Below are 20,681 nucleotides of genomic sequence, written 5' to 3'. Positions count from 1 at the left end.
GTCAGTGGAGGCGCATTATAGGGAGTTATTTCAGGCTGACAAGGGGAAATTTAAAATAATCTTCCGAGTGCGTATTTTTTCATCAAAACCACTTAAACTGACAGTTTTTCGAGCGTTTTAAAGCCATAGCGCTGTAGCACAGGCAATAATTGTTCAGCTTCTGTCGTCATTGCCATACAAAATGCGACGTTCTCATCGGTTGATTTCGCATCTGGTGCTTCATGCTCTAACAACCAGGCCGTGCGGCGCGCTATCGCGGCACCAGAATCCACCAGTCTCGTCCCCTCGGGCAGGACCTGTAAAAGCTCTTCCTGTAATAGAGGGAAATGAGTGCAGCCGAGCACTACAGTGTCAGGTGGTTCAGACATCCGCAGCCACGGACGCAGAATACGCCGCAGCTCTTCCAGAGAAACTGTTTCACCGTGTAGCTTCGCTTCCGCAAGTTCCACCAGCTCAGCAGAACCCAACATTGCAATTTGGCATTCGTTAGCGAATCGCGCAATCAGCTCATGGGTATACGAGCGCTTCACCGTTGCACGTGTAGCCAGTAGCCCCACAATACCGTTCGCCGTGAGTCGCGCTGCCGGTTTAATCGCAGGCACCACGCCCACAACCGGGAAAGCAAATTTCTCACGTAACGCAGGGAGCGACACCGTGCTTGCTGTATTACACGCGATGACCGCAAGAGAGAGGGGATAGCGCTGCTGGACCGCAGTCACAATCTCAACAACACGCTCGACGATAAACTCCTCGCTCTTCTCTCCATAAGGAAAGGCGACGTTGTCGAAAGCGTAGATATAGTGGAGATCCGGCAGAAGACGCCGGATCTCGTCATAGACCGACAACCCACCGACGCCGGAATCAAACACCAGCACGGTGGGACGGGGATCAGAAGGTGTAGCTGCCAGACAAGGTGTATTCCCGTCCTGCAGTTGCGTAGCCATAAACTGTCTCGTAATCTTTATCGAACAGGTTGGCGATTTTACCACGAACTGTCAGCTGTGAGGTGATTGGATATGAGGCAGAGATATCTAACAGGCTATACGACGGCATACGACGCTGTGTGCTGGAAAACTGATTCGAGTTATTATTGTAACTCTTGCCATAATATTGATAGGACAAATCCATATCAAAGCCGAGCATCGTCCAATCCAGTTGGTATTTGTATTGCTGACGGGAACGATGAGCCAAGACTTCATTATCAGAATCCCGACGCGGGTCAAGATAACCCATGCTAATACGATGCGTCACTGGCCCAGTATCAAAGTCTCCTGTTAACTCTACACCTTTAATCGTTGCTGACTGGGTATTGTAGTACACCCCTGTCATACCGTTATCTGGGGAGTAATAATCAATCAGATTTTTAATTTTGTTCTGGTATGCCGCAAGCCGCCAGTTAACCGGTCCTGTCAACCCTTGTAATCCGACTTCAAATTGACCTGATTTCTCGGCTTCCAAATTAGGGTTAGGGGTAATATACAAACGGCTTTGGCCATACATTTGTCCCAGTGTAGGCGCCTGGAATCCTGTGCCATAGGAAATTGTTACTTGGTAATCAGGTACAAATTCCCAGCCTACTGCTGTTTGCCAGGTGCCATTCCAACCAAATTGTTCGTTATCATCTCCACGTAGCGCGCCTTCAAGAGTTACCGTATCCACCTTTTGTTGCGCAGTCAGATAATAACCGGTGTTATCACGCTTATAATCATTAGAGTTATACGTATCAACTGATGTCAGTTTTTGTTGTTGCCAGTCAATACCCGCACTAACCGTTCCTTTCCCTACTATGAAGCTGTTGCCCCACTGGACGTTTTTCTGCGTCATATCATCAAGTGTGGTCCCTGCTTGATACAAGCCTTGCGTACTGGAATAGTTATAGTCTTTATATTTCTGATAACTACCAGTAAGTTGTGTGGAGTAAAAATCATTATTCCATGCAAGTCCTGTTTCATAGGTGTGGTTGTAAACCTGGTGCTCATCACCCCCATCTTTATAGCCTGCATCATAGTCCGTATTGTTGCTATAACCATAACCACGAACAAAAGCGGATAATTCGTCAGTAAATTTGTGGGTCACTCCAGCCCAAAATGTCTTATTACGGAAGCCATCACGGTCACTATCTCCCGAATATGAAGAATCGGGTTGGACGTTGTAGCCTTTTGTATCAGTGAAAGAGCCAGCAATCGTCGCCAGTGTATCTTCGCCAAGCTCCTGACGCAGACTCGCATCGTATTGCTGGTAATGATTAGAACCCACCCCAACCTGAACTTTGCCGCCGGGTTGCGTATTCTGGGTAATGATATTGATAACACCGCCAATTGCATCCGCACCATAGACTGCCGAGCGCGGGCCACGAATCATTTCAATACGTTGAATCAAAGAGAGGGGGATTTGACTAAAATCGGCAATACCTGTAATTCCCGACTTTGCCAAAGGAATACCATCAATTAAAACTAAAGTATGGCGCGCTTCTGCACCACGGATATAGATATTACTGGATTGTCCCATCCCCCCATTTTGCGCAACATCCACACCAGGCAGACGACGCATCACATCAGTCAGATCTTTTGATTGCCAACGATCGATATCTTCGCGTGTCACAATTTCAGTAGGTGCCAGCACGGTATTAACAGGCTGCTGAAAACGGTTGGCAGTAACGACGAGAGTATCTGGGCTAGTATCCTGTGCCCAACCAGAAAATGCCGTGACGGAAAGTGCCGTGCACAGCAACGATTTTTTAATCATTGTAAAGCATCCACAATATAAGAAGGATGCCGCAGGTCCCACCGATAGTACGCGATGATGAAAGCCAGATGCGACGTTAGCCGGCAGGTCTTCGGGCTTGGAGGCAACTTAAAGAGACGATAACTTCCCACGGCATGCCGCAGTGTCTGCACCAGGTGCGCTCATCCCCTACCTTCCTTACCGCTGCGCGTCAGCTCCAGATTCACACTGGATTCCCTTTTAACTCACAGGACCGGAAAACGGATGCTACAGTTTGTTACAACCCACTGTCCAGACTGCGTATCACAATATCGGAAATCATCAATGACTGGACATCTGATGAGCAATCCCTACAATCCCCGCGTACTTTTATTTTTCAGGACGCATCATGACCCCCGAACACCTTCCGACAGAACAGTACGACGCACAGTTAGCTGAAAAAGTGGTGCGTCTGCAGAGCTTAATGACGCCATTTTATGCACAGGCTCCGGAAGTGTTTCGCTCACCGGTCAGCCACTACCGTATGCGCGCGGAATTCCGTTTGTGGCATGAAGGTGATGATCTGTACCACATCATGTTCGACAGCCAGACCAAAAACCGTATCCGTGTCGACAGCTTCCCGGCAGCCAGTGAGCTTATCAACACGCTGATGACGGCAATGATCGAAGGCGTTCGCAACAACCACGTCCTGCGTCACAAACTGTTTCAGATTGATTACCTCACAACCCTGAGCGATCAGGCGGTGGTATCGATGCTGTACCATAAAAAGCTGGATGATGAATGGCGTCAGGAAGCTGAAGCGCTGCGGGATGCGCTGCGGGCGAAAAACCTGAACGTGCATCTGATTGGCCGGGCAACCAAAACCAAAATCGAGCTGGATCAGGACTACATTGACGAACGCTTGCCGGTTGCGGGTAAAGAGATTATCTATCGCCAGGTTGAGAACAGCTTCACCCAGCCGAACGCCGCCATGAATATTCAGATGTTGGAGTGGGCGATTGATGTCACCAGGGGCTCAAAAGGCGACCTGCTGGAGCTGTATTGCGGCAATGGCAATTTCTCGTTAGCCCTCGCACAAAACTTCAAACGCGTACTGGCGACGGAAATCGCCAAGCCATCCGTGGCTGCTGCACAGTACAACATTGCGGCTAACCATATTGATAACGTACAAATTATCCGCATGGCGGCCGAAGAGTTTACTCAGGCAATGAACGGGGTTCGCGAATTTAACCGCCTGCAGGGAATCGATCTGAAGAGTTACCAGTGTGAAACTATCTTCGTTGACCCACCGCGCAGCGGTCTGGACAGTGAAACGGAGAAAATGGTGCAGGCGTATCCGCGCATTCTGTACATCTCCTGCAATCCGGAGACATTGTGTAAGAACCTGGAAACGTTAAGCCAGACGCACAATGTTTCACGTCTGGCGCTATTCGATCAGTTCCCGTATACGCACCATATGGAGTGCGGCGTACTGTTAACCAAGAAGTAAGACAGAACGTAGGCTGGATAAGCGCTACCTGTTCAGATTGCCGGATAGCGGCGTTGCCTTATCCGGCCTACCGCTACAACTGTTACTCCGCAATTTCCTGTTTACGGTTACGGACTTTAAAGCCGATCCAGAACACCAGAATTACAGACAGTACCGCCGGGAAGAAGTTAGAGCCAATATCCGGATATTCAGCGCGTACCACGGTGCTGTACAACAGAACGCCGAGGATAAAGCAGGCTGCAGCCAGGCCCGGCAATCCCACAGGCATGGTGCGGTTCTGATAGCGTTGATGCAGACAATACACCGTCAGCACCAGCGAAATGATCGGGAATACGGAGAATGGCACAATGGAGCTAAACAGCGCCGCAAATGTACCATTGATCGATAAGCCAGCAACCAGCGCCAGCAGCAGCGTACCTTTATCTTGACCTGACTGTTTCATTGCTTGTCCTTCTCGTTACTCGGAGTGGTGCGTCATCTTCTCTTGTTCACGGCGGTACCAATAAAATGCGCCTTTCGCGATCATGCGTAGTTGCAATACCAGCCGCTCTTCCAGCTGTCGGCGCTGTTCAGCGCCAACATCCAGTGCTTCTGCCCCGGCGCTGAATACAATGGTTACCATGGCTTCGGCTTGCGCTTCAGTAAACGCACGAGGCATATGGTTTTCGAGTTCCAGATAGTCCGCAAGTTCCGCAATGAAGTGCTGAATTTCACGAGCGACCGCTGCACGAAACGCTGCGGATGTCCCCGAACGCTCGCGCAATAATAAACGGAAGGCGTTGGGATTGTTGCCGATGAACTCCATAAATGTTGAGACCGAGGTGCGGATCACACTCCCGCCCTTCGCGATACGCTGGCGCGCCTGGCGCATCAACTGACGCAGCATCAGACCGCTTTCGTCCACCATCGTCAGGCCGAGTTCATCCACATCGCGGAAATGGCGATAAAACGAGGTTGGCGCAATGCCCGCTTCACGAGCAACTTCGCGTAAACTGAGACTGGCAAAACTGCGCTCAGCGCTCAGTTGACTAAATGCGGCTTCTACCAGCGAACGCCGGGTTTTTTCTTTTTGTTGCGCTCTAACGCCCATCACGATGTCTGAATCCTTCCACATACCTTGCTGGCACTATACCAGAGATTAGGCGGTTGGCATGGCTTTGTGAATGATTGTTTACGCGCAGTTTGTGCTTCGAGTTCGCAAAAAAGCACAACGATAATTGGGTTATCTCAACAACGATGTTACTATTCTGTTGCTTTTATGTATAAGAACAGGTAAGCCTGACCATGTCACATTCTTACGATTACGATGCAATAGTAATAGGTTCCGGTCCCGGCGGCGAAGGCGCGGCAATGGGTCTGGTTAAGCAAGGAGCGCGCGTCGCGGTAATTGAGCGCTATCATAACGTCGGCGGAGGTTGTACCCACTGGGGCACCATCCCGTCGAAAGCTCTCCGCCACGCCGTCAGCCGCATTATTGAATTCAATCAGAACCCACTGTACAGCGACCACTCCCGACTCCTTCGTTCTTCTTTCGCCGATATTCTCAACCACGCTGATAACGTTATTAATCAGCAAACACGTATGCGGCAAGGATTTTACGAACGCAACCACTGCGAAATTTTGCAGGGAAATGCCCGTTTTGTTGATGAACACACGATTGCCCTGGAATGTCACGACGGTACGGTGGAAACGCTGACTGCGGATAAGTTTGTTATTGCCTGCGGTTCGCGTCCTTATCGCCCTGTTGATGTCGACTTTTCGCATCCCCGGGTTTACGACAGTGACTCTATCCTGAGCCTGCACCACGAACCCCGTCATGTGCTGATTTATGGCGCGGGGGTCATTGGCTGTGAATATGCGTCGATCTTCCGTGGAATGGACGTCAAAGTTGATTTAATCAACACCCGCGATCGTCTGCTGGCATTCCTCGATCAGGAGATGTCCGACTCGCTCTCTTACCACTTCTGGAACAGCGGTGTGGTCATTCGCCACAACGAAGAGTATGAGAAGATTGAAGGTTGCGATGACGGCGTCATCATGCACCTGAAGTCCGGTAAGAAACTGAAGGCCGACTGCCTGCTGTACGCCAATGGCCGTACCGGTAATACCGATTCGCTGGCGCTGGAAAACATTGGTCTGAAAACCGACAGCCGCGGGCAGCTCAAAGTGAATAGTATGTACCAGACGGCGCTGCCGCATGTGTATGCCGTAGGGGATGTGATCGGTTATCCGAGCCTGGCATCAGCGGCCTACGACCAGGGACGCATTGCCGCCCAGGCACTGGTAAAAGGCGAAGCCACCGCGCATCTGATCGAAGATATCCCAACCGGAATTTACACCATTCCGGAAATCAGCTCCGTTGGTAAAACAGAACAGCAGCTCACGGCAATGAAAGTTCCATACGAGGTTGGCCGCGCCCAGTTTAAGCATCTGGCACGTGCACAAATCGTGGGTATGAGTGTCGGAACGCTGAAGATCCTGTTCCATCGCGAAACCAAAGAGATTTTGGGGATCCACTGCTTTGGGGAGCGCGCGGCCGAAATTATTCACATCGGACAAGCGATAATGGAGCAAAAAGGTGGTGGTAACACTATCGAGTACTTCGTTAACACCACCTTTAACTACCCAACCATGGCAGAAGCCTATCGGGTAGCGGCGCTAAATGGCTTAAACCGCCTGTTTTAACGCACTGTCGAAATGGCCATCCATTGATCCACGGATGGCCTCTGCCAGCTGTTCATAACGGCTGCGCAGCGGCGAACCAGGACGGTACACCAGACCAATCGTGCGACGCGGTTCGGGTTTAATGCATGGCAGATAAACGACACCATCACGCTTACGCTCCGGCGGAACGGCCAGCGCAGGCAGCAAGGTAATACCACTGCCTGCCGCCACCATGTTACGCAGCGTTTCCAGACTGGTTGCCCGAAAATGGGTATCTTCATCAGCACCCGCTTCAAAGCAGAAACCCATCGCCTGATCGCGCAGACAGTGGCCATCTTCCAGCATCAGCAGTTTTTCACCCGCCAGATCGGACATCGGTACACAGTCACGGTTTGCCCATGGGTGATCTTCATAGATCGCCAGCAGCATAGGCTCATCAAATAATGGTACTTCGATGAACGCCTCACTCTCTTTCACCAGCGCCAGGATGACGCAGTCGAGCTTACCGCTATCCAGTTGCGCCAACAGCTGATGCGTCTGCGCCTCATGAAGATACATTTCCAGTTTTGGAAAGGTCTGGTGCAACATAGGGATAATATGCGGCAGCAGGTATGGCCCCACCGTTGGGATCAAACCAATATGCAGCGGGCCAGACATTGTCTCGCCTTGTTGGCTTGCCATCTCCTTGAGCACTTTGACCTCGCGCAGCACGGTGCGCGCCTGATCCACCAGCAGCAAACCGGCCTGGGTGAACAGCACCTTGCGACTCGTACGCTCCAGCAACATGACGCCAAGCTCATCTTCCAGCTTGCGGATCTGCCCGCTCAGCGTGGGTTGGCTAACGTGACAGGAGTCTGCCGCTCGTCGGAAGTGACGATGTTCGGCTAGTGCCACCAGGTATTCAAGATCACGAATATTCATTATTCATCCTCCATCGCCACGATAGTTCGTAGCGATAGGTAGCATAGCAACGAACGATTATCCCTATCAAGCTTTCTGTTTAATAATGCACCACAGAAACGGAACGGTACCCCTTTAACCCTTGAAGCTACTGTCCGTTTGAGAGTTTCTCTCATACTCGAAATAACTAAAGCCAACGTGAACTTTTGCGGACCTTGAGTCCGCATTTTTTTTGCATAAAAAAGCCCGGCGTCGCAAAGCTCGGCCGGGTTATGGTTTGGTAGGCCTGATAAGCGTAGCGCCATCAGGCAGAACGGCGCACAGTGCCGGATGGCGGCTTCGCCTTATCCGACCTACAGGCGTGCCTTCGCGAAGTCGATCGCCTGCGCAACCTGCTGCGGCGACACACCACCTTTCGCTGCACGTTTATCCAGACACGATTGCAACGAGAGGATCGGGTAAACGTCATCGCCAATCACCTGGCTGAACTTTTGTAAGTCGGCAAGCGACAGCGCTTCCAGCGGTTTGCCCTGGCGAATCGCCTCGACCACCGTTTCCCCCACGATATGGTGCGCTTCGCGGAACGGGACGCCTTTCGCCACCAGATAATCCGCCAGCTCAGTGGCGTTAGCATAACCCTGCTGCGCCGCTTCCTGACAACGCGGACGTTTCACCTGGATGCCATCCAGCACCAGCGCGGCCATATGCAGACAGTCCAGCCAGGTGTCGAGCGCGTCGAATAGCCCTTCTTTGTCTTCCTGCATATCTTTGTTGTATGCCAGTGGGAGGCCTTTTAAAGTCATCATCATGCCGGTCAGCGCACCCTGCACGCGACCGCATTTGCCACGGATCAGCTCCAGCGCATCCGGGTTTTTCTTCTGCGGCATCAGAGATGAACCGGAAGTCACACGGTCGGAGAGTTCAACAAAGCCCGCTTCGCCGGTGTTAAAGAAAATCAGATCTTCAGCAAAACGCGACAGGTGTACCATGCCGACAGAGGCGTCGGAGAGTAACTCCAGCACGTGGTCACGGTCAGAAACGCTGTCCAGGCTGTTGCGCGTTGCCGAGGCAAAGCCCAACCAACCCGCCAACTGCTCGCGATCGATTTCATACGCCGTACCCGCCAGCGCGCCGCAGCCTAACGGACTGACGTCCAGGCGTTTGAGCGCATCCTGCAAACGGCTCTCGTCACGCGCCAACATTTCAACATAGGCCAGACACCAGTGAGCAAACGTCACCGGCTGCGCACGTTGCAGGTGGGTGTAACCCGGCATGACGGCGTCCTGGTTATTCTCCGCCGTCACCACCAGCGCAGTTTGCAACTGACGATTGGCCGACAGTAATTCGATAACCGTGTCTTTGCACCACAGCTTGAGATCGGTCGCGACCTGGTCATTACGGCTACGCCCGGTATGCAGTTTTTTACCAAGCTGGCCGACTTTATCAATCAGCTTACCTTCCACCCAACTGTGAATATCTTCGGCATCGCTTTGCAGAATCTGCTGAGGATTCGCACGAACCTCTTCCAGCAGGTTATTCAGCGCCTCTTCCAACTGCAGCTGTTCATCGGCGGTCAGTACACCGACTGTTACCAACGCTTTGGACCAGGCCACAGAGCCAACAATATCCTGTTCTGCCAGGCGGTAGTCAAAACGCAACGAGTCGTTGAACTGTTTGAACCGCTGATCTGCTGCCTGTGTAAAACGCCCACCCCAAAGTGCCATAACAAATTTCCTTAATATGATATTTTTGCCCGGTGGCGCTGCGCTTACCGAGCCTACAAAACCCACGTAGGCCGGATAAGGCAAAGCCGCCATCCGGCACATTAATAGTTAAGCCAGAATACGCGTACCAATTGGCGTGCCGTTAAACAGCGCCGGAAGTTGCTCTGCATGACGCCAGGAGGCGATATCCACCGGACGGCCCAGCGTACGCGCGGCATCCAGCGCCGCATTCACCTTCACGATCATGCCATCGGTAATAATGCCCTGTTCAATCAGCTGTTCCGCTTTCGCTGCGGTCATTTCGGCAATGCGCTGGCCTTTGCCATCCAGAATACCGCTCACATCAGAGAGCAGGATCAGATCCGCACCCAGCGTTGCCGCCAGCGCCGTTGCAGCCTGATCGGCATTCACGTTCATCAGCAGACCATCATCAGTGACACCAATAGAGCTCACTACCGGCAGAAAACCGCTTTCCAGCAGCGTGTTAATCAGTTTAGGCGAACCCGGCTGCGCCAGCCCAACATGACCCAGTTCTTTATCGAGCGGCGTCACTTTTACGCTGTCGCCATCGCCAAGATACAGACCAACAGACGCGATGTGATGCTTTTTCGCCCAGGCCAGCAAGGTTTTATTCGCCGTTCCCGCCAGGGCACCGGTAATAATGTCAATTTGATCGGCAGGCGTGACGCGCAGACCATTTTTCTTTTTCACCGGCAGGTTAAGCTGCTTCATCAGCTCGTCGACCACGCAGCCGCCACCGTGCACAATGACCAGCGGACGCTGGTGCGACTCACGATAATTAACCAGTGCGGTAAACAAGCGCTCCAGCGCCTCTTCGCTATCCAGTAAAACGCCGCCCAGCTTGATAATTAATGGATTCATTGTTGCACCCTTAAATAAGAGACTGCGTTTGGGCAAAGCCAAAACGAATATTTGCGCACTGCATCGCCTGTGCCGCCGCGCCTTTCAATAAGTTGTCTTCCGTCGCCACAACGATCAAATGCTCACCCTGCACAGCAAACCCTATATCACAGAATGGTAATCCAACCACATTCTTCAGCGCTGGAACCCCTTTGTCATACAGACGCACCAGCGGTTTATCGCCATACGCCTGTTGCAGCGTCAGAGCTACCTGAGCATGAGTTACACCCGCGTTAAGGCGGCAAGTGATAGTTTCCAGAATTCCGCGCGGGAAGTTGCCCAGATGTGGGGTGAAAATCACTTCAGCCCCCAGATGAGTGGCGATTTCCGGCTGATGACGATGGGTAAACACGCCATACGGTTGCAGGCTTACTTCGCAAAAACTATTAGAGATAGCCGCTTTACGGCCCGCGCCGCTCACGCCGCTGGTCGCATTAATTACCGGCCACTGACTGAGATCCAACAGTCCGGCGTCAATCAGTGGTTTCAGCGAAAGCTGCGCCGCCGTCGGGTAACAACCCGGCACAGCAATCAGATTCGCTTCTTTCAGCTTGTCCGCGTTCCACTCCGCCAGCCCGTAAACTGCCTGCTCCAGCAGGTCGGGATGCTGATGGGTAAAACCATAATATTTCTCATAGAACGCGCCGTCATTTACGCGAAACGCGCCAGAGAGGTCAAACACCACGCAACCGGCCTGCAAAAACTGCGGCGCCAGGTCATGACTTACCTCATGAGCCGTTGCGAGGAACACAACATCCACCCCTGAGCTAAACTCGCTGATATCTGACATTGGCTGCAACGGTAAATCGACAATGCCTTTCAACTGCGGATGCAAATCGGAGATTAATTTTCCTGCATCATTGCTTTGCGCTGAGACGGTCAAAGCGGTTATGGTCATATCAGGATGGCGATTTACATAGGTCACAAGCTCTGCGCCGGCATAGCCACTGGCGCCCACAATCAGCGTATTCAACATCGGGGCTGCTCACCTTCTTAGATTCTGTTGCCAGGTATAAGCCTTTATCACCTCACCTTACACTTGGTGGGTTTTATTACGCTCAACGTTAATGTATTTTTATTCACAAATACTGCATGAATATTGATACTATCATGACCCGAGGTGTGTCAACAATGAAAAACAATTTACCGCCATTTATCGAGATTTACCGCGCTCTGATTGCCACGCCATCGATTAGCGCTACCGAAGAAGCGCTCGATCAAAGCAATGCAGGTTTAATCACTCTGTTGGCGGGCTGGTTTAAAGATTTAGGCTTCAATGTGGAGGTCCAACCGGTTCCCGATACGCGAAATAAATTCAATATGCTGGCGAGCATTGGACAGGGCGCTGGTGGTCTGTTGTTGGCGGGTCATACCGATACCGTACCCTTTGACGATGGACGCTGGACGCGCGATCCGTTCACCCTGACCGAATATGACAATAAGCTCTATGGTTTGGGTACGGCGGACATGAAAGGCTTCTTCGCCTTTATCCTCGACGCGTTGCGTGATGTCGACGTCACAAAGCTGAAAAAGCCCCTCTACATTCTGGCCACTGCTGACGAAGAGACCAGCATGGCGGGAGCTCGCTACTTTTCTGAAACCACTGCTCTGCGCCCAGACTGCGCGATTATTGGCGAACCCACTTCACTGCAACCGGTTCGTGCACACAAAGGTCATATCTCTAATGCGATACGCATTCTGGGACAATCGGGTCATTCAAGCGATCCGGCACGTGGCGTTAATGCGATTGAACTGATGCATGATGCCATCGGCCATATCATGCATCTGCGCGATGACCTGAAAGCGCGCTATCACCATGATGCCTTTACCGTTCCGTATCCAACGTTAAATTTGGGCCACATCCACGGCGGCGACGCCGCCAACAGAATCTGCGCCTGCTGCGAACTGCATATGGATATTCGACCGCTACCGGGTATGACGCTAAACGATCTCAATGGGTTACTTAACGAAGCGCTGGCCCCTGTCAGCGAACGCTGGCCGGGTCGCCTGACCGTATCGGAACTGCATCCGCCGATTCCAGGCTATGAGTGTCCGCCTGACCATCAACTGGTGGAGGTGGTTGAGAAACTGCTGGGCGCACAGACTGAAGTGGTGAACTACTGCACCGAAGCGCCATTTATCCAGACGCTTTGCCCGACGCTGGTATTGGGTCCAGGTTCTATTAATCAGGCGCATCAGCCGGATGAATATCTGGAAACACGCTTTATTAAGCCAACTCGCGAATTAATCACCCAGGTTGTGCATCATTTTTGCTGGCATTAACTACTTGTCACCCCGCTAATCCTTAAGTGGTAAGCGGGGTGATTTTTTAACATTTCCATAAGCAACGCTTATTTGATTGGATGTGAATTAAATAACGTAAATTCACGGCATTTATTCGTTTGCTGAACCGATTTCGCAGCAATTGACGTCACGTGTTTTACGTGGCTTTATAAAAGACGGCTAAAAAGTTAAGTCCGCAAGATTTCGCGTGATAGTCAGGCGCGAAAGATACAGGACATATTCAAAATAGATGGGGTGTCTGGGTTAATATGAACGAACAATATTCCGCGTTGCGTAGTAATGTCAGTATGCTCGGCAAAGTGCTGGGAGAGACCATCAAGGATGCGCTGGGAGAGAACATTCTTGATCGCGTAGAAACAATTCGTAAGCTGTCCAAATCATCTCGCGCTGGCAATGAAGTTAATCGCCAGGAATTGCTCACCACACTGCAAAATCTGTCTAACGACGAGCTGCTGCCGGTTGCCCGCGCATTTAGCCAGTTCCTGAACCTGGCCAACACCGCCGAGCAATACCACAGCATTTCGCCAAAAGGCGAAGCAGCCAGCAACCCGGAAGTGATTGCTCGCACTCTGCGTAAACTGAAAGAGCAGCCCAACCTCAATGACGCCACCATCAAGAAAGCCGTAGAATCACTCTCTCTGGAGCTGGTACTCACCGCCCACCCGACCGAGATCACTCGTCGTACGCTGATCCATAAAATGGGTGAAGTGAACGCCTGCCTCAAGCAGCTTGATAACAAAGACCTCGTCGATTATGAACGCAACCAACTGATGCGCCGTCTGCGTCAGCTCATTGCTCAGTCCTGGCATACGGATGAGATCCGTAAGCTGCGCCCAAGCCCGGTTGATGAAGCCAAATGGGGGTTCGCGGTAGTTGAAAACAGCCTGTGGGAAGGTGTGCCGAACTACCTGCGCGAGCTGAATGAACAACTGGAAGAGCATCTGGGTTATAAGCTGCCGGTTGATTTTGTCCCGGTTCGATTTACTTCCTGGATGGGCGGTGACCGTGATGGTAACCCGAACGTAACGGCAGATATCACCCGTCACGTGCTGCTGCTCAGCCGCTGGAAAGCGACAGACCTGTTCCTGAAAGACATCCAGTTTCTGATTTCTGAGCTGTCGATGGTGGATGCCACGCCGGAGCTGATGGCGCTGGTAGGCGAAGAAGGTGCAGCTGAACCTTATCGCTATCTGATGAAAACCCTGCGTTCTCGTCTGATGGCAACCCAGGCCTGGCTTGAAGCCCGTCTGAAAGGCGAGAAATTGCCGAAACCTGCGGGACTTCTCACCCAAAACGAACAGCTCTGGGACCCGCTATACGCGTGCTACCAGTCTCTACAGGCCTGTGGCATGGGCATTATCGCCAATGGCGAATTGCTCGACACCCTTAGGCGCGTGAAGTGTTTCGGTGTACCGCTGGTGCGTATTGATATTCGTCAGGAAAGCACCCGTCATACTGAAGCCCTGGGCGAACTGACCCGTTATCTGGGCATTGGCGACTACGAAAACTGGTCGGAAGCGGATAAACAGGCTTTCCTGATCCGCGAACTGAATTCCAAGCGTCCGCTCCTGCCGCGTAACTGGGAACCGAGCAACGACACCCGCGAAGTGCTCGACACCTGTCGGGTCATTGCCGAAGCCCCATATGGCTCCATTGCCGCCTATGTTATCTCGATGGCGAAAACTCCGTCGGATGTGCTGGCCGTGCATCTGCTGCTGAAAGAAGCCGGAATTGGTTTTGCTATGCCGGTCGCTCCGCTATTTGAAACGCTGGACGACCTCAACAATGCCGATGACGTCATGTCGCAACTGTTGAATATCGACTGGTACCGCGGATTTATTCAGGGCAAACAGATGGTCATGATTGGCTACTCTGATTCCGCAAAAGACGCGGGCGTGATGGCGGCCTCCTGGGCGCAATACCAGGCTCAGGACGCGCTAATCAAAACCTGCGAAAAAGCCGGTATCGAACTGACGCTGTTCCACGGTCGCGGTGGTTCCATTGGTCGCGGCGGCGCGCCTGCCCATGCAGCGCTACTCTCTCAACCGCCGGGCAGCCTGAAAGGTGGTCTGCGCGTGACAGAACAAGGGGAGATGATCCGCTTTAAGTACGGCCTGCCGGAAGTGACCATCAGCAGCCTGTCGCTGTATACCGGAGCAATTCTGGAGGCCAACCTGTTACCACCGCCAGAACCGAAAGATAGCTGGCGTCATATCATGGATGAACTTTCCGATATTTCCTGCGAGCTCTATCGTGGATATGTGCGTGAAAACAAAGACTTCGTCCCTTATTTCCGCTCAGCTACACCGGAGCAGGAACTGGGTAAACTCCCGCTCGGTTCACGTCCGGCAAAACGCCGTCCGACCGGCGGGGTAGAGTCTCTGCGCGCCATTCCGTGGATCTTCGCCTGGACGCAGAACCGCCTGATGCTCCCGGCCTGGCTGGGTGCAGGTACCGCGCTGCAAAAAGTGGTTGAAGACGGCAAGCAAAGCGAACTTGAAGCCATGTGCCGCGACTGGCCATTCTTCTCCACACGCCTTGGCATGCTGGAAATGGTTTTCGCGAAAGCAGACCTGTGGCTGGCAGAGTATTACGATCAGCGCCTGGTCAAAAAAGATCTGTGGCCGTTGGGTGCAGAGCTACGCCAACGCCTGGCAGCAGATATCGATGTCGTACTGGCGATTGCCAACGACTCACATTTGATGGCCGACCTGCCGTGGATTGCCGAGTCCATTCAGTTAAGAAATATTTATACTGACCCGCTGAACGTATTACAGGCAGAGCTGTTACACCGCTCACGCCTGGCGGAAGAGCAAGGCAATGCACCGGACCCTCGCGTGGAACAAGCATTGATGGTCACAATCGCTGGTGTCGCCGCTGGTATGCGTAATACAGGCTAACATCCCTCCCCCGTCGCCTTCGTGCTATTATTCGGAGGCGACGGCAAAAACCGCTGTTACAACCACTTCATTTTCAATATATTCCCCCTCGAATATATTCACTAAATGAATATATAGATGGCAAAACACGATCCTAAGATCGTGATGCTTCAGTTCCTCTTAATGTTTAAGTGCTACTCTTGGCGCTACAATTAAAGACAGGCTTACATTATGCAATCCTTACACCCCCAGTCTAAACCTAAATTTAGCTGGAAAGCCCTGGGTTGGGCGCTCCTCTATTTTTGTTTTTTTTCCAGTTTACTCCAGGTCGTTATTCTCTTATCCGGCTATAGCGGAACTAATGGTTTACGCGACTCCTTACTGTTCAGTTCGCTGTGGTTGATTCCGGTATTCTTATTTCCAAACCGTATCCGCGTTATTGCTGCCGTCATTGGCGTAATGCTATGGGCGGCCTCGCTGGCTGCTCTAAGCTATTACGTCATTTACGGACAAGAGTTCTCGCAAAGCGTTCTGTACGTAATGTTTGAAACCAATGCGAACGAAGCCAGCGAATATCTGAGCCAATATTTCAGTCTGAAGATTGTCTTAATTGCGCTGGCCTATACAGCTGCGGCAATTCTGCTATGGACACGTCTGCGTCCTGTGCATATTCCATCACCCTGGCGCTATCTGGTGTCGTTTGCACTGTTATACGGTTTGATTCTGCATCCGATGACGGTGAACACGTTTATCAAACATAAACCATTTGAAAAAACGTTGAATGGTCTCGCCTCACGCATGGAACCAGCTGCGCCATGGCAATTCATCTCCGGTTATTATCAGTATCGTCAGCAGTTGACCGCGCTGAACAGCCTGCTGAATGAGAACAATGCCCTACCGCCGTTGGCCAACTTTAAAGACAGCTCAGGTGATGCACCGCGTACGCTGGTACTGGTGATTGGCGAATCAACGCAACGTGGCCGCATGAGCCTGTACGGTTACCCACGCGAAACAACGCCGGAACTGGATGCGCTGCATAAATCCGATCCTAACTTCACCGTGTTCAATAATGTCGTGACCTCCCGTCCGTACACCATTGAAATCCTGCAGCAGGCGCTGACCTTCGCTAACGAGAAGAACCCGGATCTGTATCTGACGCAGCCGTCCCTGATGAACATGATGAAACAGGCAGGTTATAAAACCTTCTGGATCACCAATCAGCAGACGATGACTGCCCGCAACACCATGCTGACAGTGTTCTCTAAACAGACGGATAAACAGTTCTATATGAACCAGCAGCGTACACAAAGTGCACGCGAATATGACAGCAACGTGCTGGCACCGTTTAAAGAAGTACTGGCTGACCCTGCACCGAAAAAGTTCATCATCGTGCACCTGCTGGGAACGCATATTAAGTACAAATTCCGCTATCCGGATGGTCAGGGTAAGTTCGACAATAATATCGACAATGTGCCCGCTGGCCTGAGTGACGATGAGCTGGAAGCTTACAACGATTACGACAGCGCGAATGTTTACAATGACCATATCATTGCCAGTCTGATCAAAGACTATAAAGCGACCGATCCGAACGGCTTCCTGCTGTACTTCTCCGATCATGGAGAAGAGGTATACGATACGCCGCCGCATAAAACGCAGGGTCGTAATGAAGACAACCCAACGCGTCATATGTATACGGTGCCGTTCCTGCTGTGGACCTCGGAAAAATGGCAGGCTGCACACCCGCGTGACTTCTCACAGGATGTGAATCGTAAATACAGCAGCTCAGAGCTTATCCACACCTGGTCTGATTTAGCGGGCTTCACCTATGATGGTTTCGATCCAACTCGTGCCATTACCAGCCCGCAGTTCAAAGAGACGACCCGCTGGATTGGCAACCCGTACAAAAAGAATGCCCTGATTGATTACGATACCCTGCCTTACGGCGATCAAATCGGTAATCAGTAACAGTCTGCCGGATGCGCTACGCTTATCCGGCCTACAGCTCGCAAAGACTTGTAGGCCGGATAAGGCATTAGCCGCCATCCGGCAATAATCACTTGAGGGCGATTGTTTTCAACGTTACTGTTTCCCTGTCTGCTGCCTGCAAGGGATTAACATGTATCATGACATCAGCCACCTGCTCTCTCGCCTGATCAACGGCCCCACGCCGCTGCGCCAGATTTACTTTGCCAGCACCAGTAGCTCAACGCCGGAACTGGCGTATCAGGTCGATTTTCCCCGCCTGGAGATTGTGCTGGAAGGTGAATTCACCGATAACGGTGTTGCTGGCGCATCCGCGACGTTACAGCCTTACGATGCCTTGTTCGTTCCGGCTGGTGGCTGGAACTTTCCACAGTGGCTCACACCGGTGACCACGCTCAGTATCTTATTTGGCAAACAGCAACTGGGTTTTAGCATCGTGCAGTGGGACGGTAAGCAATATCAAAACCTTACCCGTCAGCACGTCGCGCGGCGTGGACCGCGTATTGGCTCATTCCTGCTGCAAACGCTCAATGAAATGCAGATGCAGCCGCAGGAGCAGCAAACCGCCAGGCTAATCGTTGCGAGCTTGCTGAGCCACTGCCGCGATTTGCTCGGCAGCCAGATCCAAACCGCATCACGCAGTCAGGCGCTTTTCGAAGCCATTCGCAACTATATTGACGAACGCTACGCTTCACCACTCACCCGAGAATCCGTCGCGCAGGCGTTCTACATCTCACCCAATTATCTTTCCCACCTTTTTCAAAAAACGGGCGCTATCGGTTTTAACGAATACCTGAACCACACGCGACTGGAGCACGCAAAAACGCTGTTGAAGGGTTACGAATTGAAGATTAAAGAGGTGGCGCACATTTGTGGGTTTGTTGACAGCAACTACTTCTGCCGCCTGTTTCGCAAAAATACCGAACGTTCGCCATCAGAATACCGTCGGCAGTACCACAGCCAATTGACGGAGAAAGATATCCGCCAGCAATAAAGAAGACAAAAACAACATTCACTGGATTTTTGTAATATACAAATAGAAATCTATTCCCCACATTACCAGAATAAACTCACCTAAAACTGATATGTGAAGTATCTCTCATTTTTATTTATACATTACATTTATCCAGCTTTTGGCAAATTTGTCAGATAGCGGAGCTTAACCAAACACTCTTATCCTGTTTACAGCAAAGCATCCCGGCAACGGGCTGCTAATAGAAAACAAAGAGGGTGTTTTATATGGAACTTTACCTTGATACCGCCAACGTCGCGGAAGTTGAACGTCTGGCACGCATCTTCCCTATCGCGGGTGTCACCACCAACCCAAGCATTGTAGCGGCAAGCAAAGAATCCATCTGGGATGTACTGCCACGCCTGCAAAACGCCATCGGCGAAGAGGGTATTTTGTTTGCCCAAACCATGAGCCGAGACGCGCAGGGCATGGTGGAAGAGGCCAAACGCCTGAGCAACGCGGTGCCCGGTCTGGTAGTGAAAATCCCGGTGACATCCGAAGGTCTGGCCGCGATTAAGATGCTGAAAAAAGAGGGCATCACCACGCTAGGAACCGCGGTTTACAGTGCTTCTCAGGGGCTACTGGCTGCGCTGGCGGGAGCTAAATATATCGCACCTTACGTTAACCGTATCGACGCGCAGGGCGGCGACGGAATTCGCACTGTACAGGAACTGCAAACGTTACTGGAACTGCATGCGCCAAACAGCATGGTACTGGCAGCCAGCTTTAAAACCCCGCGTCAGGCGCTGGATTGCTTACTGGCAGGATGTGAAGCTATCACCCTGCCATTAGACGTCGCGCAACAAATGCTCAATACCCCTGCGGTAGAGTCAGCAATAGAGAAGTTTGAGCAGGACTGGAACAACGCATTTGGTCACATCAACCTGTGAGGGAAATAAAGTATGGATCGCATTATTCAATCACCTGGTAAGTACATCCAGGGTGCCGATGTTATTACCCGTCTTGGCAGCTACCTCAAACCACTGGCAGAACGCTGGCTGGTCGTTGGGGACAAGTTTGTCTTAGGTTTTGCCCAGGGCGCACTGGAAAAAAGCTTCCAGGATGCCGGACTGGCGCTGGAAATTGCACCGTTTGGCGGCGAATGTTCACAAAACGAAATCGACCGTCTGCGCGGCGTGGCAGAAAAAGCGCAGTGTGGCGCAGTACTTGGTATTGGCGGCGGTAAAACGCTGGATACCGCCAAAGCGCTGGCGCACTTTATGGGCGTGCCTGTCGCCATTGCCCCAACCATCGCCTCTACCGATGCGCCGTGCAGCGCGCTGTCCGTCATTTACACCGATGCCGGTGAATTCGATCGCTATCTGCTGCTGCCCAACAACCCGGACAGGGTCATTGTGGATACCAAAATTGTCGCGGGCGCACCGGCACGTCTGTTAGCTGCGGGTATTGGCGATGCGCTGGCGACCTGGTTCGAAGCCCGTGCCTGTTCACGTAGCGGCGCAACCACCATGGCGGGCGGTCAATGTACTCAGGCGGCGCTGGCGCTGGCAGAGCTGTGCTTTAATACGCTAATCGAAGAAGGTGAAAAAGCGATGCTGGCAGCCGAGCAGCACGTGGTTACACCGGCACTGGAACGTGTTATTGAAGCCAACACCTATCTGAGTGGCGTCGGTTTTGAAAGCGGTGGTCTGGCAGCGGCTCACGCCATTCATAACGGTCTGACTGCAATCCCGGATGCGCATCACTACTATCACGGCGAGAAAGTGGCTTTCGGTACGCTGACGCAGCTGGTGCTGGAAAACGCGCCGGTCGATGAAATTGAAACCGTTGCAGCACTGTGCCATTCCGTTGGCCTACCGATTACCCTGGCGCAACTGGATATCAAACAGGATATCCCAGCGAAAATGCGCATTGTGGCTGAGGCAGCCTGTGCCGAAGGCGAAACCATCCACAACATGCCTGGCGGCGCGACGCCGGACCAGGTGTATGCCGCCCTGCTGGTGGCTGATCAGTACGGTCAACGTTACCTGCAAGAGTGGGAATAACCTGCAAATAGAAAATCCCCGCAAAAGCGGGGATTTTTTTATTCATACCATGCCGGATCCGCGCAAGCGACATCC

The 20,681-nt window shown here is 52.1% G+C and carries 16 protein-coding genes and 1 riboswitch; of the genes, 8 read left to right on the top strand and 8 right to left on the bottom strand.

What is annotated here, in order from left to right:
* Positions 1-92: 92 nt before the first annotated feature.
* Complete coding sequence (gene murI / locus OGX92_RS09410) at positions 93-944, bottom strand: glutamate racemase (RefSeq protein WP_003825097.1); 852 nt, start codon at positions 942-944, stop codon at positions 93-95.
* Positions 889-2,745, bottom strand: a complete 1,857-nt coding sequence (gene btuB, locus OGX92_RS09405; RefSeq protein ID WP_003825100.1) for a TonB-dependent vitamin B12 receptor BtuB — start codon at positions 2,743-2,745, stop codon at positions 889-891. The genes murI and btuB overlap by 56 nt, the downstream gene beginning before the upstream one ends.
* 65 nt (positions 2,746-2,810) lie before the next feature.
* Positions 2,811-2,997: riboswitch (cobalamin riboswitch) on the bottom strand.
* Between the two features lie 115 nt (positions 2,998-3,112).
* Between btuB and trmA the strand changes: the two genes are divergently transcribed.
* Complete coding sequence (gene trmA, locus OGX92_RS09400; RefSeq protein WP_063941750.1) at positions 3,113-4,213, top strand: tRNA (uridine(54)-C5)-methyltransferase TrmA; 1,101 nt, start codon at positions 3,113-3,115, stop codon at positions 4,211-4,213.
* 82 nt (positions 4,214-4,295) lie between these two features.
* On the opposite strand, the gene OGX92_RS09395 is transcribed toward trmA, so the two are convergent.
* Positions 4,296-4,655 carry a YijD family membrane protein gene (locus tag OGX92_RS09395; protein WP_003825114.1) on the bottom strand — a complete coding sequence of 120 codons (360 nt, stop codon included), beginning with the start codon at positions 4,653-4,655 and terminating at the stop codon, positions 4,296-4,298.
* Positions 4,656-4,670: 15 nt separating this feature from the next.
* Complete coding sequence (fabR, locus tag OGX92_RS09390) at positions 4,671-5,306, bottom strand: HTH-type transcriptional repressor FabR (RefSeq protein ID WP_003028862.1); 636 nt, start codon at positions 5,304-5,306, stop codon at positions 4,671-4,673.
* A 191-nt stretch (positions 5,307-5,497) separates the two neighbouring features.
* On the opposite strand from fabR, the gene sthA reads away from it, so the two are divergent.
* Complete coding sequence (gene sthA / locus OGX92_RS09385) at positions 5,498-6,898, top strand: Si-specific NAD(P)(+) transhydrogenase (protein ID WP_003028860.1); 1,401 nt, start codon at positions 5,498-5,500, stop codon at positions 6,896-6,898.
* Here the strand turns inward: sthA and oxyR are convergent.
* The 4 genes from oxyR to argC form a co-directional block, all read right to left on the bottom strand.
* Positions 6,881-7,798: a DNA-binding transcriptional regulator OxyR gene (gene oxyR / locus OGX92_RS09380; RefSeq protein WP_003028858.1), complete on the bottom strand. Its 918-nt coding sequence runs from the start codon at positions 7,796-7,798 to the stop codon at positions 6,881-6,883. The two genes, sthA and oxyR, sit on opposite strands and share 18 nt — an antisense overlap.
* Positions 7,799-8,130: 332 nt before the next feature.
* Entirely contained in the window at positions 8,131-9,501 is a 1,371-nt protein-coding gene (gene argH / locus OGX92_RS09375) for an argininosuccinate lyase (RefSeq protein ID WP_286586461.1), read from the bottom strand.
* 108 nt (positions 9,502-9,609) lie between these two features.
* Entirely contained in the window at positions 9,610-10,383 is a 774-nt protein-coding gene (gene argB, locus OGX92_RS09370) for an acetylglutamate kinase (RefSeq protein ID WP_003028854.1), read from the bottom strand.
* A 10-nt stretch (positions 10,384-10,393) separates the two neighbouring features.
* The gene (gene argC, locus OGX92_RS09365) at positions 10,394-11,398 is read right to left on the bottom strand and encodes an N-acetyl-gamma-glutamyl-phosphate reductase (protein WP_003825135.1); all 1,005 of its coding nucleotides are present in this window, start codon (positions 11,396-11,398) and stop codon (positions 10,394-10,396) included.
* 155 nt (positions 11,399-11,553) lie between these two features.
* Between argC and argE the strand changes: the two genes are divergently transcribed.
* The 6 genes from argE (at position 11,554) to gldA (ending at position 20,606) form a co-directional block, all read left to right on the top strand.
* Positions 11,554-12,705, top strand: coding sequence for an acetylornithine deacetylase (argE, locus tag OGX92_RS09360; RefSeq protein WP_286586460.1), 1,152 nt, complete (start codon positions 11,554-11,556; stop codon positions 12,703-12,705).
* A gap of 269 nt (positions 12,706-12,974) precedes the next feature.
* The gene (ppc, locus tag OGX92_RS09355) at positions 12,975-15,626 is read left to right on the top strand and encodes a phosphoenolpyruvate carboxylase (RefSeq protein ID WP_003825139.1); all 2,652 of its coding nucleotides are present in this window, start codon (positions 12,975-12,977) and stop codon (positions 15,624-15,626) included.
* Between the two features lie 210 nt (positions 15,627-15,836).
* Positions 15,837-17,570: a phosphoethanolamine transferase CptA gene (locus OGX92_RS09350; RefSeq protein ID WP_003825142.1), complete on the top strand. Its 1,734-nt coding sequence runs from the start codon at positions 15,837-15,839 to the stop codon at positions 17,568-17,570.
* Between the two features lie 151 nt (positions 17,571-17,721).
* Positions 17,722-18,582, top strand: coding sequence for a helix-turn-helix transcriptional regulator (locus OGX92_RS09345; RefSeq protein ID WP_063941749.1), 861 nt, complete (start codon positions 17,722-17,724; stop codon positions 18,580-18,582).
* A 245-nt stretch (positions 18,583-18,827) separates the two neighbouring features.
* Positions 18,828-19,490, top strand: coding sequence for a fructose-6-phosphate aldolase (gene fsa / locus OGX92_RS09340; RefSeq protein WP_003825157.1), 663 nt, complete (start codon positions 18,828-18,830; stop codon positions 19,488-19,490).
* A gap of 12 nt (positions 19,491-19,502) precedes the next feature.
* Entirely contained in the window at positions 19,503-20,606 is a 1,104-nt protein-coding gene (gldA, locus tag OGX92_RS09335) for a bifunctional L-1,2-propanediol dehydrogenase/glycerol dehydrogenase (protein ID WP_003825158.1), read from the top strand.
* Positions 20,607-20,681 lie beyond the last annotated feature (75 nt).

This window comes from Citrobacter sp. Cpo089 (assembly GCF_030332695.1).
Classification (GTDB): domain Bacteria; phylum Pseudomonadota; class Gammaproteobacteria; order Enterobacterales; family Enterobacteriaceae; genus Citrobacter; species Citrobacter portucalensis.
This window is presented reverse-complemented; position numbering and strand designations above follow the sequence as displayed.